Origin of the sequence: Mycoavidus sp. B2-EB (assembly GCF_014218255.1) — a bacterium.
Lineage (GTDB): Bacteria > Pseudomonadota > Gammaproteobacteria > Burkholderiales > Burkholderiaceae > Mycoavidus.
The window spans coordinates 719,066-732,804 of the sequence record NZ_AP021872.1 but is presented as its reverse complement, the minus strand read 5'-3'; the positions used below and the strand labels follow the sequence as shown (position 1 = coordinate 732,804).

Annotated in this window: 14 protein-coding genes and 1 tRNA gene; 3 read left to right on the top strand and 12 right to left on the bottom strand. The window is 50.1% G+C overall.

Annotated features, from left to right (window positions below):
* Window positions 1-43: 43 nt before the first annotated feature.
* The 11 genes from rimM to MPB2EB_RS03290 all read right to left on the bottom strand — a co-directional run bounded on the left by rimM (window position 44) and on the right by MPB2EB_RS03290 (window position 10,257).
* Window positions 44-652, bottom strand: coding sequence for a ribosome maturation factor RimM (rimM, locus tag MPB2EB_RS03340; RefSeq protein ID WP_185182439.1), 609 nt, complete (start codon window positions 650-652; stop codon window positions 44-46).
* 58 nt (window positions 653-710) lie between these two features.
* Window positions 711-962 (bottom strand): 30S ribosomal protein S16, encoded by a 252-nt coding sequence (gene rpsP, locus MPB2EB_RS03335; protein WP_185182438.1) that lies wholly within the window; start codon window positions 960-962, stop codon window positions 711-713.
* Between the two features lie 154 nt (window positions 963-1,116).
* Window positions 1,117-2,235 (bottom strand): PA0069 family radical SAM protein, encoded by a 1,119-nt coding sequence (locus MPB2EB_RS03330; protein ID WP_185182437.1) that lies wholly within the window; start codon window positions 2,233-2,235, stop codon window positions 1,117-1,119.
* Window positions 2,236-2,345: 110 nt separating this feature from the next.
* On the bottom strand, window positions 2,346-3,641 hold the full coding sequence (locus MPB2EB_RS03325; RefSeq protein WP_185182436.1) for a type II toxin-antitoxin system HipA family toxin: 1,296 nt from the start codon (window positions 3,639-3,641) through the stop codon (window positions 2,346-2,348).
* Window positions 3,638-3,940, bottom strand: coding sequence for a helix-turn-helix domain-containing protein (locus MPB2EB_RS03320; RefSeq protein WP_185182435.1), 303 nt, complete (start codon window positions 3,938-3,940; stop codon window positions 3,638-3,640). The genes MPB2EB_RS03325 and MPB2EB_RS03320 overlap by 4 nt, the downstream gene beginning before the upstream one ends.
* A gap of 166 nt (window positions 3,941-4,106) precedes the next feature.
* Window positions 4,107-5,897, bottom strand: coding sequence for an acyl-CoA dehydrogenase (locus MPB2EB_RS03315; protein ID WP_185182434.1), 1,791 nt, complete (start codon window positions 5,895-5,897; stop codon window positions 4,107-4,109).
* Between the two features lie 47 nt (window positions 5,898-5,944).
* A complete protein-coding gene (locus MPB2EB_RS03310; protein WP_185182433.1) occupies window positions 5,945-6,898 on the bottom strand; it encodes an electron transfer flavoprotein subunit alpha/FixB family protein in 954 nt (317 codons plus the stop codon).
* 45 nt (window positions 6,899-6,943) lie between these two features.
* Window positions 6,944-7,693 carry an electron transfer flavoprotein subunit beta/FixA family protein gene (locus tag MPB2EB_RS03305; RefSeq protein ID WP_185182432.1) on the bottom strand — a complete coding sequence of 250 codons (750 nt, stop codon included), beginning with the start codon at window positions 7,691-7,693 and terminating at the stop codon, window positions 6,944-6,946.
* A 64-nt stretch (window positions 7,694-7,757) separates the two neighbouring features.
* Window positions 7,758-8,549, bottom strand: a complete 792-nt coding sequence (locus MPB2EB_RS03300) for a MetQ/NlpA family ABC transporter substrate-binding protein (RefSeq protein WP_185182431.1) — start codon at window positions 8,547-8,549, stop codon at window positions 7,758-7,760.
* 15 nt (window positions 8,550-8,564) lie between these two features.
* On the bottom strand, window positions 8,565-9,206 hold the full coding sequence (locus MPB2EB_RS03295) for a methionine ABC transporter permease (RefSeq protein ID WP_185182430.1): 642 nt from the start codon (window positions 9,204-9,206) through the stop codon (window positions 8,565-8,567).
* Between the two features lies 1 nt (window position 9,207).
* Window positions 9,208-10,257 (bottom strand): methionine ABC transporter ATP-binding protein, encoded by a 1,050-nt coding sequence (locus MPB2EB_RS03290; RefSeq protein WP_185182429.1) that lies wholly within the window; start codon window positions 10,255-10,257, stop codon window positions 9,208-9,210.
* 163 nt (window positions 10,258-10,420) lie between these two features.
* On the opposite strand from MPB2EB_RS03290, the gene MPB2EB_RS03285 reads away from it, so the two are divergent.
* Window positions 10,421-10,984, top strand: coding sequence for a TMEM165/GDT1 family protein (locus MPB2EB_RS03285; protein WP_185182428.1), 564 nt, complete (start codon window positions 10,421-10,423; stop codon window positions 10,982-10,984).
* A gap of 135 nt (window positions 10,985-11,119) precedes the next feature.
* On the opposite strand, the gene MPB2EB_RS03280 is transcribed toward MPB2EB_RS03285, so the two are convergent.
* Window positions 11,120-11,204, bottom strand: a tRNA-Leu gene (locus tag MPB2EB_RS03280).
* 87 nt (window positions 11,205-11,291) lie between these two features.
* On the opposite strand from MPB2EB_RS03280, the gene mltB reads away from it, so the two are divergent.
* Window positions 11,292-12,491 (top strand): lytic murein transglycosylase B, encoded by a 1,200-nt coding sequence (gene mltB / locus MPB2EB_RS03275; protein ID WP_232534480.1) that lies wholly within the window; start codon window positions 11,292-11,294, stop codon window positions 12,489-12,491.
* Window positions 12,492-12,954: 463 nt separating this feature from the next.
* Window positions 12,955-13,686: a transporter gene (locus tag MPB2EB_RS03270; RefSeq protein WP_185182427.1), complete on the top strand. Its 732-nt coding sequence runs from the start codon at window positions 12,955-12,957 to the stop codon at window positions 13,684-13,686.
* Window positions 13,687-13,739: the final 53 nt, after the last annotated feature.

Here is a 13,739-nt window from a genome sequence, read left to right as displayed (position 1 = left end):
GCAGGTTTTGCGCCAGCCGCGACTATCAACAAGGATTTTTAGTTTAGTAATCCAAGTCCCAATCGACCAAAATTTTGCCGCCCGCTAAATCAACCTGATGAATATATACCCCAACGAACGGAATCAGCCGCTCATGCTTGACTTGCGCACCCGCTTGATTTAAAGCCGTGTAGGCAATACACAGGACCGCATGGGCGCTGTTATCGATCAGGTCACTCACCTTACCCAGGCTCACCCCGGCTTGGTTGATGACCTCAAGTCCAATTAAATCTACCCAATAGTATTCATCGCTAGCGAGCGCTGGAAAATCAGTACGCCGAATGAAAACTCTCAGCCCTTTTAGAGCTTGCGCTGCCTCACGCTCGCTGCAGTCAGCAAGCTGCGCAACAATGGTACCGCTATGTACTTTAGCCGCCAGCACTGTAACGCACCGCGGGCTCAGCGCCTGATCTTCTGGCTTACCGCCATGGGCAGCGCCGTTATGCTTCACCAGCCACCAGCGCTGCGCGCTGCACAGCGCGTCGCTGCCTTGATTACGCTGTGCATGAGGGTAAATTTTGACCCAGCCGTGCACGCCATAAGCACCTCCGACTACGCCTATTTCTACACAATCATCAGGCATAACATCAGGCAATACCGCGACATTCATCATTCTGAAACTCTACGGCAAACGTCTTAAGTGTAGCTTAGAGCTAAGCAATTAAATACTCTTAAGCCGCGACTTGCTTAGCCGCTTGCGTAGCAAGGCGTGCTACGGCAGCGGATAACTGAGCGCCGGTTCCTTGCCAATAGGCTAGGCGATCTTGCGCCAAACGCAGGCTTTCGCCCTTAGTTTCGAGCGGATTGTAAAAACCAATGCGTTCAATAAAACGGCCATCGCGGCGGTTACGTGAATCCGTGACAACGATGTTATAAAATGGGCGTTTCTTTGCGCCACCACGCGCTAAGCGGATAATAACCATATTAGAATCCTTAAAAATCCAGAGATATTCGAATCCAGAGGGGTTCGAAGGGCAAAGGGCGCAATTATAGCCGAAGTTTGAAAAGTATTGGTTATCTGATACGTTATGGTACGTTATCTTAATGAATTTGAGCCAGATTCTGACAAACTCTCGGCTATTCATCAGCAAATAACCTGAGCTGCGTGGTAGCGCCCTGCTGGACCGGTTTTAAAACTGGCTGCATAAAACAGGAACTGTCTAAGCGCTCATATTGACGGCGCTTCAGCCCCAGCCGACGCACCGCGTTTGCAAAGCGCTGCTGCAGCAGATTAGCCCATAGCCCCTCCCCTTGCATACGCTGACCGAACTCCGCGCGATAATCTTTGCCGCCGCGCATCTCTTGCACACGGTTCATGACGCGCTGCGCGCGATCTGGAAAATGCGTGGCCAGCCACTGCCGAAACAGCGGAGCCACCTCCCACGGCAAGCGTAGCACAACATAATTCGCACTTGTCGCGCCTGCGTTAGCACACGCCGCTAGCACACGCTCCAGCTCCGGCTCAGTGATAAATGGAATCACTGGCGCAATCGATACCGCAACCGGAATACCTGCCGCTGCCAATTTCCGCATCGTGCGCAAGCGCCGCTCTGGAGCTGCGGCGCGCGGCTCTAAGATACGCGCGAGCGCGGCATCAAGCGTGGTCATCGAGATTGTCACCATAGCCTGTTGCCGCTCCGCCATAGACGCGAGCAAATCCAGATCACGCTCGATTAAGGATGACTTTGTAATCAGACCCACGGGGTGAGCGCAAGCATGCAATATTTCAAGTACGCGGCGGGTGATGCAGAACGTACGCTCTATCGGTTGATAGGCATCCGTATTGATGCCAAGAGCAATCGGTTGAGGTTGATATGAAGGCTTAGCCAGCTCACGCTCAAGCAATTGCGGCGCATTCACTTTTGCATACAAGCGGCTTTCAAAATCAAGCCCGGGCGATAACCCTAGATAGCTATGCGTAGGCCGCGCAAAACAGTAGATACACCCATGTTCACAGCCTCGATAGGGATTTAACGAGACGTTAAATGGAATATCCGGAGAAGCGTTATAGGTTAGGATGCTTTTTGCTTGCTCACTGAATACTTCGGTACGTAAGGGCGGCGCTTCCATATCATCAGGCGACCAACCATCATCAAAGGGATCGCGTTGATCGATTTCAAAGCGTCCGGGCAGATGGGTTATTGCACCACGCCCCTTGTAGTGAATCAACGGCGCGATGAACGGTTTAGGACTCATAACAGATATATTTACCAGCAATTTATACTGTATAAATATACAGTATTTTTCCTCGTAAAGCGATCTCTTACACCGTCATTCTGAGCAGCGCCAGCCCGAGTTCATGCAATTTAGCGACGCTTGAGAACCTCTCGCACCAACGGCAAGTGATTAATACGATGCTCAATTTTATGCTGTTGCTCCACGGTAAGCGGCAAATGACGCATTTCCTCTGGCCATAATGCCAAACACCGTTCAATCGTGTCTTTAACAATCTGCGCCGCTAAAGCTGTGCTTAAACCGAGTAATTTATAAAGTTCACGATACGTTTTTAGGGTCTGGGCGGTGAGTATTTGATCAATTTTTTTGTTTATAGCAAGAAATGGAGTTTCGTCAAAATACAAAAATACAGGAACTTGATCATAGGCTGGCGCCAATTCCGGCATGCGGCCATCCCGGTAAATGAGCGAGAAATTTTTTAAATGCGCATCCGTATTGCCTAGCAGAGTATTGACGACTTGCCGGCGGATATAAGCCTCAACTTGCTGCTCTCCATGCACGGCGGCGCGCAATAAAACCGCGGCGAGTGTTTCATAGTCGGTACGTTTACCATATTTACGTTCGGGTGCCAGGCTTAATACCTGACAAAAATCTTCAATATGGATACGATCTCCCTCCATGGTACGGTCAAAGCGCCGTACCGCTAAAAATTCTTGCGCTGGCGATGTCCCAGCTTGAGCGTGTATTCTTTCGTCTAATGCAGAGATTGGAGCAAGCCAGCAATCCGCCGTTTCAATGCCTGCCACACGCGTGAGCGCCATGCCAGAAAATTCGGTATACACCATATCATTCCGTTGCGCCGACGGAAATTTACCGATGATAGGTTCGCCGTCAAGCCCCTGTTCGAGATGCATGGTGTAACGCTTATTTCCGCCAAGGGCAGATAAAGCCAGCTTAAACTGCACACCAGCCAGCGAAAATGCATCGATCAGCGGTGCTTCAATGGCTTGTGGTCCGAAAACGCTTTTTTGATTCACAGCGTGTTTGAGTTTGACGCTTTCGGCGGGCCATTCAGCACGCATCATGACCGCTCCAGGTAAATTATTACCCGCTGCCGCCAGTAACTCTAGACCATCATTGACCGTTGTATGGCGCTCAGCCGCTAACCACTCTCGAAGTGGTCCTTCGGGCAGTAAATTATCGAAAAAGGGGGGCAAACGGCCCAAGCCACGGGTTAAAATCGTGGCCGGCTCTGTACATAACTGACGCGTCAAGGCATCATTGCCAAGCACGTTATACGCCAGCGATAAGGTCGGTCGATACGGTTCCGTCCAATAAGCCTCATCCGCCAAGAACTGATAAATATCGCCAACTTGAGACAAAAAACCGACCCGAGTTTGGTTCAGGTAAACGGCTAAGAATTTCATGAGCGGGATTGAGCAAGTAAGAACTCAACGCCGGTTTTACTTGCCTGCGGTGATAAAGTCCCGCCACTCGCAATGAAATTTTGCGTCAGCGGCGCCAAATCTTTAGGCACTAGCATCAATTCTGCTCCGACTGCATTGGCTAATGCAATTAGAGTAGACAGTTGCGCATCCACCTCACCCCGCTCAAGCTGTGAAATGCGCTGGCGAGACCATCCGGTTTTAGCGATGACCTGCGCTGTTTTAATGCCGGCTTGCTTACGCAACGCTCGCAAATGCTGGAAAAACGCTTTATAAGACATATAATTTTGTGTCATCCTTTAGTTTGACACTTTAATTATAGTCATTTTAACGGGTTTATACGAATGGATTTTTTATCTTATATTCTAACCCGTCAGCTTTGATCGGCTTTGCGGAGTGCTTGAGCCAGCCTAGCCCATAAGCTTAGACTGACCCTGTCCATTCTATTTAAGAAAACTGTGCTTCGGCAAGCCAACTCTCTATGCTTTCGCTATCACTCATAAGCGCCGCCCCTAGTCCTGGTGCTTGAGTCAAAATATGCGTCGCAAAAAAATGGGCTGTCGCACTCTTTTGGGCATAGAAAGTTTCATCTAGTGCATACTGTTCTTGCGCAATCAGCAAGGCGCGAGCCATTTGCCAGCCGGCTAATACAGTGCCAGCAAGCTTTAGATATAATACTGCACCCGCATAGACAATCGCCGGTTGGATCGTACTGCGCTCAACCACAAAATCAAGCGCACGCTCTAAGGTCTGGCGGCCCGCCCGTAAATGGGTATGCATCACTTTAGCCGCTAGGCTATTGGATGCAGCGAGTGCCGCTTCGGTCACCAGGATGCGCGCAATCAGGATTTTCGCTGCTGCACCGCCATCGCGCACGGTTTTGCGCCCAACCAAGTCGTTCGCTTGGATGGCCGTAGTTCCTTCGTAGATGCTTAAGATACGCGCATCACGATAATACTGGGCCGCGCCCGTCTCTTCAATAAAACCCATCCCACCATGTACCTGCACACCAAGGCTGGCTACCTCGCTCGCTAATTCGGTGTTCCAACCCTTGACAATCGGGACTAAATATTCGTAAAGAGCCTGGTTTTCGAGCTTCGTCGTTGCTTCTGGCGCATGCTCAGCATAATCTCGTAGAGCCGCGGCATAGTAAGCGAGGGCGCGCGCTCCTTCAGTTAAGGCGCGCATTGTCATCAGCATCCGGCGCACATCTGGATGCTTAATGATAGGCGCAGCATGCGACGTCGAGCCATCCACGGGACGGCCTTGCAGCCGAGTTTTAGCGTAGGCAAGAGCATGTTGATAAGCCCGCTCAGCCAAAGCTACGCCTTGCATCCCCACCGCAAAGCGAGCCGCATTCATCATGATAAACATGCTTTCGAGGCCGCGATTTTCCGCCCCAATTAGATAGCCAATCGCCCCTCCTTGATCTCCATATTGGAGGACTGCGGTTGGGCTAGCATGAATGCCCAATTTATGTTCGAGCGACACACAATGCACATCGTTACGCGCACCGAGTGAGCCATCTTGATTGATTAAAAATTTAGGCACCAAAAATAATGATAAACCCTTAACCCCGTCCGGCGCATTCGACGTGCGCGCTAACACAAGATGAAGAATATTGGCCGCTAAATCATGCTCGCCATAAGTAATAAAAATTTTTGTGCCAAATAGTTTGTAAGTCCCGTCGTCTTGCTGTTGGGCGCGGGTCCGTATCAGGGCAAGATCAGAGCCGGCTTGAGATTCGGTCAGATTCATGGTGCCGGTCCAGGCGCCAGAAATAAGCAGCGGCACAAAACGCTTTTTTTGTTCTTCGCTGCCCGCGGTGAGCAGCGCTTCGATCGCACCATCCGTCAGGAGTGGACATAACGCAAACGATAAGTTAGCCGCATTGAGGATTTCATTACAGGCCGCGCCAAGCAGTTTCGGCAAGCCCTGGCCGCCATACGCGGGCGGGTGAACAATACCCTGCCAGCCAGCTTGCGTAAACTGGGCAAAGGCTTGTTTAAAACCTGGCGTCGCAGTCACTGCACCCTGGCGCAAGAGCGCTGGCTGGCAATCGCCTATGCGATTGAGCGGGGCGATAATTTCATGATTGAATTTTGCGGCTTCATCCAGTATCGCGTGCACCAGGTCGAGGTTAGCCTCTTCTAAGCCAGGTAAGGCTGCAATCGCTTCGAGTCCAGCCAGTGCTTGCATGGCGAATATAATCTCTTTGAGCGGCGCGTTATAGCTCATCTTCTCCTCCTGTGACCCAATCCGCTTTTTACGGCGGCTAAATGCGATTAGGCTTTTTGTAATTCAGTCACTAACTCCGGCACAAGCTCAAAGAGATCGCCCACCAGACCATAATCTGCTACGCCAAAGATCGGCGCATCAGCATCTTTATTAATTGCGACGATCACTTTCGCATCTTTCATACCGGCCAAATGTTGGATCGCTCCTGAGATGCCTACTGCCAAATACAATTGCGGCGCGACAATTTTACCGGTCTGCCCTACTTGATAATCATTTGGCACAAAGCCGGCATCGACGGCTGCGCGCGAAGCGCCCAAAGCAGCGCCTAATTGGTTCGCCAGCGGCTCTAGCAATTTTGTGTAATTTTCTGCAGAACCCAACCCACGCCCGCCGGATACCACCACTTTCGCAGCCGTCAGTTCCGGCCGCTCAAGTTGCGTAAGCTCGCGCCGCATAAATTGAGAAAAACCTGTCTCAGGAGCGGCTTCAATGGATTCAAGCGGCGCGTTTTGGCTTTGCACTGCCGCCGCTTCGAAGGCTGTGCCACGTACCGTCATGACCTTGATTGGATCAGTCGATTGCACCGTGGCAATGACATTCCCCGCATAAATTGGACGCTCAAAAGTATCTAGACTGCGGATAGCGATGACCTCGGAAATCTGGGCTACATCCAGTTTGGCGGCAATACGTGGCGCAATATTTTTACCATACGCGCTCGCTAATAAGACAATATGCGAATAAGATGCAGCGATCTTAAGCGCCGTTGCGGTCACATTTTCAGCCAAACCTTCAGCCAGCTGCGTTGCATCGGCGAGCCGTACTTTTGCTACGCCAGCGAGCTGAGCCACCTCGTTAGCCACGCTTTGCGCCTGATGGCCAGCAACTAACACATGCAGTTCTTGCCCGCTTAGATTAGCTAGGGTAGAGGCGGCACTCACTGCATTATGCATGCCCCCCTTCAATTGATGATTATCGTGTTCAGCAATCAGTAAAATTGTCATGTCGCCTCTTTTTCATTATCGAAAAAACGCTCTAGCTTTAAACAACTAGAGAACTTTTGCTTCGTTTTTTAGTTTGTCGACTAAAGTTTTAACATCCGGCACCTTAATGCCGGCCAAACGCGCCGCGGGTTCGGCAACTTTAAGGGTTTTTAGGCGCGGCGTAACATCTACGCCCAGGGTGTCTGGAGATAGGGTATCAAGCGGCTTTTTCTTGGCTTTCATAATGCTTGGCAGCGTCAGATAACGTGGCTCGTTTAAACGCAAGTCGGTGGTTATCACTGCAGGCAGCGTTAAAGACAGCGTTTCTAGCCCGCCGTCAATTTCACGTGTGACCTGTGCGTGCCCATCCATCAGAGTGACTTTTGAAGCAAAGGTTGCTTGAGGTAAATCACATAGAGCAGCCAGCATCTGACCAGTCTGATTGGCATCATCGTCGATCGCTTGCTTACCCAGAATAATCAGTTGCGGCGCTTCTTTTTTAACCAGCGCTTGTAGAATTTTAGCGACGGCCAATGGCTGTAACTCTTGATTCGTTTCCACCAGAATCGCGCGGTCCGCCCCCATTGCCAATGCGCTGCGCAAGGTTTCTTGACACAGCGCCACACCACATGAAACCGCCACAATTTCAGTCACCAGCCCAGCTTCTTTAAGCCGTACCGCTTCTTCAACCGCGATTTCATCGAATGGATTCATCGACATTTTCACGTGCGCCGTATCCACCCCTGTATGGTCGGGCTTGACTCGAACCCTCACGTTGTAATCTACAACCCGCTTGACTGCTACCAGAACCTTCATCCTCCTACTCCATTCTAAATATTGATTGAGCGCCACTATAGCGATGAGCCATCCCGTTTATCCATCACCAAGCCACGAGCGCCTCTCCTTTAAACTGGCTTTCAATATATTGCTTCACTTCGGGCGAATGATATGCGCTTATCAGTTTGGCGACCCAAGGTTGGTTGCGGTCACTCGCCCGTACTGCAATGATGTTTGCATACGGTCCGTTCGAGTCTTCAATGGCGATTGCATCCCGCACCGGAGTTAAGCCAGCTTGCACGGCAAAGTCGGTATTGATAGCGGCAGCATCAACGTCTTTCAAGACCCGGGGAATCTGAGCGGCATCCAACTCAATCAGTTTGAGTTTTTTCGGATTATCCGTAATATCAAACGGGGTGGCGAGTTCTACGCCAGGGCGCAGTTTAATCAAACCTTGCTTTTGCAAAAGCAATAATACGCGGTTGCCATTGGTGGGGTCATTCGGTAAGGCAATTTTAGCGCCAAGCTTAAGCTCAGATAAAGATTTAAGGCGCGCTGAATAAATTCCCAGGGGGAAAGTCACGGTATTCGCTACGCTCACCAGCGCATAGTTACGATCTTTGTTCTGCGCAACTAAATAAGGCAAATGCTGAAAGCTATTGGCATCCAGATCTCCCGCAGCAAGGGCAGCATTAGGCTGTACAAAATCAGAGAATTCGATGATCTGGAGATCCAGCCCATTTTTCGCTGCCACAGCTTTCGCTACCGCCATAATTTGCGCATGCGGACCCGCCGTAACGCCTATTTTGATTTTTTCTGCGGCACCAGCCAACGCTGACCACAAAAACAAACTTCCCAAGACCACCGCAAAGCGAGATAAAGCACGAAATTGCATGATGATTTCTCCTGTTTATTTATGACTAAGCCGGCGCACCAGCCAATCTCCGCATGACTGCACCAACTGCACGAAAACTACGAGTATACCGACTACTGCCAACATCACTTCGGGTAGAAAACGTTGATAACCGTAACGGATCCCAACATCACCCAGCCCGCCACCGCCGATGGCGCCCGCCATTGCTGAATACCCCACCAAGCTCACCAAGGTTACCGTCAAACCCGCGATAATCCCCGGCCAGGCTTCGGGTAGAAGGACTTTACAGACAATCTGCCAGGTACTTGCCCCCATCGCCTGCGCCGCTTCAATCAAACCCGCATCCACTTCACGCAGCGCCACTTCGACCAAACGCGCCACAAATGGCGCAGCCGCAATCGTTAATGGCACAATCGCCGCCAGCGTCCCAATCGAAGAGCCGACCAACAGCCGGGTAAAAGGAATCACCGCCACGAGCAAAATAATAAAGGGCGTTGAGCGTATCGCGTTGATCGTAAACCCAAGGACATGATTGAGCACGAGATTAGGTAACACCCCATCACGCGCACTTAAATAAAGGATAATCCCTAACGGGACACCTAGCAGCGCGCCAAGCAAACCTGACACCGCCACCATGAGCAGCGTTTCTTCAAACGATAAAAGTAATAGACTCAGCATTTTATTCTAGATCCAATAATTCCTCGACCAGCACCCCGCGCTGCCGTAAAAATGCGATGGCCTCAGCTACTTTGGCTGAAGCGCCACTCGCTAGCACAGCTAAAGACCCAAATGGCTGCCCTTGGACCTCATCAATTCGACCATGCAAGATATTAAAATCGATCATCGCATAGTGCCGCATGGTCTCCGATAGCACGGGTTTATCAACCCTACTCGCAAAGGCAAGCCTGAGTAAATAGTGGTGCTTTTCGCCCCCGCGATTATCCTGCATTTGCGCTCGCAAACGCGCTTTTAGCGCTGGCGGCAATTCATGCGCAATGGTTTCACCTAATAATGAGCGCGTCACTTCGTGTTGCGGTTGCAAAAACACCTCTCGGACCGGACCTACCTCAAGAATGCGGCCCGCATTCAACACCGCCACTCGGTCACAGACTGCTTTGATGACTTCCATTTGATGTGTAATGAGCACAATCGTCAGTTTTAGTTCATCGTTAATGCGCTTAAGCAAGTCTAAGATCGAGCGCGTGGTTTCAGGATCAAGCGCAGAAGTGGCTTCATCAGATAGCAACACTCGAGGCCGATTCGCCAAGGCACGTGCAATCCCGACTCTTTGCTTTTGCCCGCCACTAATCTGCGTTGGATAGCGGTCTTTTTGTGCACTCAAGCCAACCAATTCCAGCAAAGGTAATACGGTTGCTTCAATCTCTGCACGCCGCATACCGGCAAGTTCAAGCGGCAGCGCAACATTGCCAAACACGGTGCGCGAGGATAACAAATTGAAATGCTGAAAGATCATCCCAATATCGCGGCGGGCAGCGCGTAACGCATCTGGCGTAAGCGCCGTTAAATCACGCCCCGCCACCACAACCCGCCCGTCGGTTGGGCGGTTGAGTAAATTAAGCGTGCGTATCAACGTGCTTTTACCTGCGCCGCTACGGCCGATAACACCGAATATCTCACCTGCGCCAATCGTAAGGTGGATATCATGTAAAGCTTCAATTGGCCCCTTGGGGCCGGCGAAGCGCTGTGTAATATGGTGAAGCTCAATCATAACTGGAACGGCGAAAGTGTTAACATATCTGATCTACGCGATTTTAATGGCAATGCTTAAGTAGACTCAAGCTTAAACAGCCTACTGGCTAACGATTTACGCTTGACGGCTCAGCGCACTACACTTCATTCTTGACACTGACACACAGCCAGGAGTCCGAACTTTGTTAACTGCTTTTTTAATTTCAACGGGCACCGTGGCGCTTGCCGAAATAGGCGATAAAACACAATTACTCTCCCTAGTTTTGGCAGCCCGTTATCGTAAACCGGGACCCATTATTTTGGGCGTCCTGATTGCAACGCTAGTCAATCATACTCTAGCCAGCGCGTTGGGGGCTTGGCTAGGCGCTCAACTGACCCCCGAATTAATGCGCTGGGCACTAGCAATCTCGTTCATTGGCATGAGTTTATGGATGCTTGTACCGGATAAATTCGACTCGCAAAAACAGTATAACTCGAGTAAATTTGGTATCTTTGGCATTACGTTAGTGGCTTTTTTCATTGCTGAGATAGGGGATAAAACACAACTGGCAACGATTGCTTTAGCCGCCCGCTTCCATGATTTTTGGGGCGTGGTGATAGGCACAACGCTGGGCATGATGATAGCAAACGTACCTGCTATTTTGCTCGGCGAACGCTTCGCGCACCGGCTGCCACAACGCCTAGTGCATACTATTGCGGCAGGTATATTTGCGGTGCTGGGCGTAATGGCGTGGCTTAATTTTTAGGGGTTGACTGGGTGCCCAGCACCCCTTGTGATGGAACACTACGTGCGGAAAAAAGAAGGATGGTAATGCCTACAAAATAAATTTTTGTAGAACAAGCTAAAAAAGCTCTATCAGTCTGAAACCCTTATATTGACTTGGTGCCCAGGGCCGGAATCGAACCGGCACGCCTTGCGGCGGGGGATTTTGAGTCCCCTGCGTCTACCTATTTCACCACCTGGGCATCTGTTGTAAAGCCAAGCGTTTCTCAGCGCCTATGCTTAGCAAGAAGCGGATTATAGCGAAAACTGCGCGTTCGTGCTATATATTGATGCAATTGATCTTATTCTATTTATTCATGATGAATGTGACGCGCATCTTAGCTCTTCTCGCTAACCGCTATGTATTTTTTCCTGGCATGTTTCTAAGCGGGATGTTTGTGACGAGCAGCGCGCTCATCGCAGGCTGTACGCCGGCCCAATCTCAAGCTGAAATATCCGCGCAACAAACTCCCGCTACAAAACGCTATCAAAACAATCCGGCGGTTGAGGCTTTCATTAGTGATCTGGCAACCCGCCATCATTTTGAGCCGAGTATGCTCCGCGCGCTTTTTGAGCAGGCTAAATATTCAGATGCAGTGGTCAAACTTGAACAGCCCTCGCTCACATCAGCACCGCGTAACTGGCTCTCCTATCAGTCACGCTTTCTTAACCCAGAGCGCATCAATGCTGGCGTGCGCTTCTGGCGGACCCATCAAGACGCTTTGCAACGCGCGCACCAAGAATTTGGCGTGCCGCCTGAAATTATTGTCGGGATTATTGGCGTTGAGACTTTCTATGGTCGCAATATGGGTCATTACCCGGTGCTGGACGTTTTAACGACTCTGACTTTTGACTACCCAGCGCGGCCAAATCAGTTAGAGCGCGGAGCGCTATTTCGTAAGAATTTGGAGGCTTTTTTACTTTGGACGCGCGCGACAGGCCTTGACCCAACTCGGATTTTAGGCTCTTACAATGGAGCAGTAGGAATTGCGCAATTTATGCCCAGCAGTGTTATGCAATACGCAATTGATTATGATGGCGACCAGAAGGTGGATTTATATACGAGTGTCGCAGATGCAATTGGCAGTGTTGCTAATTATTTACGCCAACACGGCTGGGAAGCCGGCCGGCCCGTGATCTGGGAAATTGCCTCTGATAGCAGTAGCCTAGGCGTTGCGCAGGCAGGCGCGGACGGAAAAATTGAACCGCGCCGAAAGCTACGTGAATTAATTAAAGCGGGCCTATTACTCAATGAAACAATCGATATAGAAGCCGAATCAGACACCTTGGTCAATATTATTGATTTACCTATTCCTCAACAGCCAACCCAATATAAGCTCGGCCTACGTAATTTTGCCGTAATCACCAACTATAATCGCAGCTTTTTTTATGCCCTAAGCGTTTACCAGCTTGGTCAGCAAGTTAAGCAACGCTTACAAATAAACGAAGCCTCTCGTGCTATGGCAATCTTTCCTCCGCTTGTTCTTTAAAAAAAGCCCGAGCCCCGTCGATAATGCTGAACCAATTTTAAAAACTTCATCCAGTGTTTTGGCCGTAAAGAGACGCCTACCTCAGTCGTTACCAGCCCTGCATGCGCCGGTAGGCTACAACTGACGGAACAGTTGGTCTCTCTACTGCTTATTGGCAGGCGAGACAATCATTTACGCAACCTCGCGTCGCACCATTTCATAGTTCTCTTCCCAAGCAATTTTCTGCGTCAGCGCTTGATAGAAAAAATGCCCCCGGCAACCGCACCTTTCTCTTTTTTCGGTTTACCACTCCCGGTTTCGCAAATTAAAGAAAGAGAGTTTTCTGGGGCGCTTATCGTTGCCAAACCACTTCTTTTAAATTAGGACGTGTTCCCTTGTGCAATTTAACCCCTTCTCCAGTGCCGGTTTGCAAAAATAGGTTGCAAAGCCGTTCGCTCGCTCTGGAATCTTTTTTAATTCAATTATGATTAAAGCACTTTCCTTCTTTGGATTACTTTTGCCCGCGGTTTGTTTTGCCGGCCATCCATTAACCACGGATGACACGGGTACGCAAGGTACAGGTCAATGGCAATATGAATTTAATACAGAATTTGCAACGCTAGATACGGCACGCGAGCAAACTTGGAACTCTCAACTGACTTATGGTTTAAGAGATTCACTGGATGTTTTTATCAGTACGCCCTATCAACGATTGCGCTCTGATCTACCCGACTCATCCGCGCGTGGCTTTAATGATCCGACGATTGGCCTCAAATGGCGGTTTTATGAGAGAAATGGCTTGTCATTCGGGCTGATACCGTCGGTGTCATTGCCGTTTGCCAATGATCACAACGGACTGGGCAATGGCCGCGCCACCTACAGTACGCGGGGCTTGATGCAATATACAGTAGGCTCATTCACTTGGTTGACGAATGTCGGATATACGCGCAATAACAATGTCTACGGCGACCGTCGGAATCTATTAAGCGCCTCAACCGCAGGACTCTATCGCCTCAATGAAAAAATAACCTTACTTGCTGATTATGGTTATAGCAGCAATGAAGATCCCGACACGAGTAAACCAGAAGGCTTTGCGCTGGTAGGCGCAATCTATAGCTTGAATCAAAAAGTCGATCTTGATCTTGGTTATAAACGTGGGCTCAATCAACAGGCGCTTAACCATTCCTGGATGGCCGGCGCTACGCTACGTTGGTGATCGCTTATATTTAATGTGGGGGGGGTAAGGTCATGCTTCCTCAACCCAATGCA

Excerpts from the sequence above, each read along its gene's own strand:
- rimM (WP_185182439.1), bottom strand. The coding sequence starts at position 652 with ATGATGAATGTCGCGGTATTGCCTGATGTTATGCCTGATGATTGTGTA.
- rpsP (WP_185182438.1), bottom strand. The coding sequence starts at position 962 with ATGGTTATTATCCGCTTAGCGCGTGGTGGCGCAAAGAAACGCCCATTT.
- MPB2EB_RS03330 (WP_185182437.1), bottom strand. The coding sequence starts at position 2,235 with ATGAGTCCTAAACCGTTCATCGCGCCGTTGATTCACTACAAGGGGCGT.
- MPB2EB_RS03325 (WP_185182436.1), bottom strand. The coding sequence starts at position 3,641 with ATGAAATTCTTAGCCGTTTACCTGAACCAAACTCGGGTCGGTTTTTTG.
- MPB2EB_RS03320 (WP_185182435.1), bottom strand. The coding sequence starts at position 3,940 with ATGTCTTATAAAGCGTTTTTCCAGCATTTGCGAGCGTTGCGTAAGCAA.
- MPB2EB_RS03315 (WP_185182434.1), bottom strand. The coding sequence starts at position 5,897 with ATGAGCTATAACGCGCCGCTCAAAGAGATTATATTCGCCATGCAAGCA.
- MPB2EB_RS03310 (WP_185182433.1), bottom strand. The coding sequence starts at position 6,898 with ATGACAATTTTACTGATTGCTGAACACGATAATCATCAATTGAAGGGG.
- MPB2EB_RS03305 (WP_185182432.1), bottom strand. The coding sequence starts at position 7,693 with ATGAAGGTTCTGGTAGCAGTCAAGCGGGTTGTAGATTACAACGTGAGG.
- MPB2EB_RS03300 (WP_185182431.1), bottom strand. The coding sequence starts at position 8,549 with ATGCAATTTCGTGCTTTATCTCGCTTTGCGGTGGTCTTGGGAAGTTTG.
- MPB2EB_RS03295 (WP_185182430.1), bottom strand. The coding sequence starts at position 9,206 with ATGCTGAGTCTATTACTTTTATCGTTTGAAGAAACGCTGCTCATGGTG.
- MPB2EB_RS03290 (WP_185182429.1), bottom strand. The coding sequence starts at position 10,257 with ATGATTGAGCTTCACCATATTACACAGCGCTTCGCCGGCCCCAAGGGG.
- mltB (WP_232534480.1), top strand. The coding sequence starts at position 11,292 with ATGCAATTGATCTTATTCTATTTATTCATGATGAATGTGACGCGCATC.
- MPB2EB_RS03270 (WP_185182427.1), top strand. The coding sequence starts at position 12,955 with ATGATTAAAGCACTTTCCTTCTTTGGATTACTTTTGCCCGCGGTTTGT.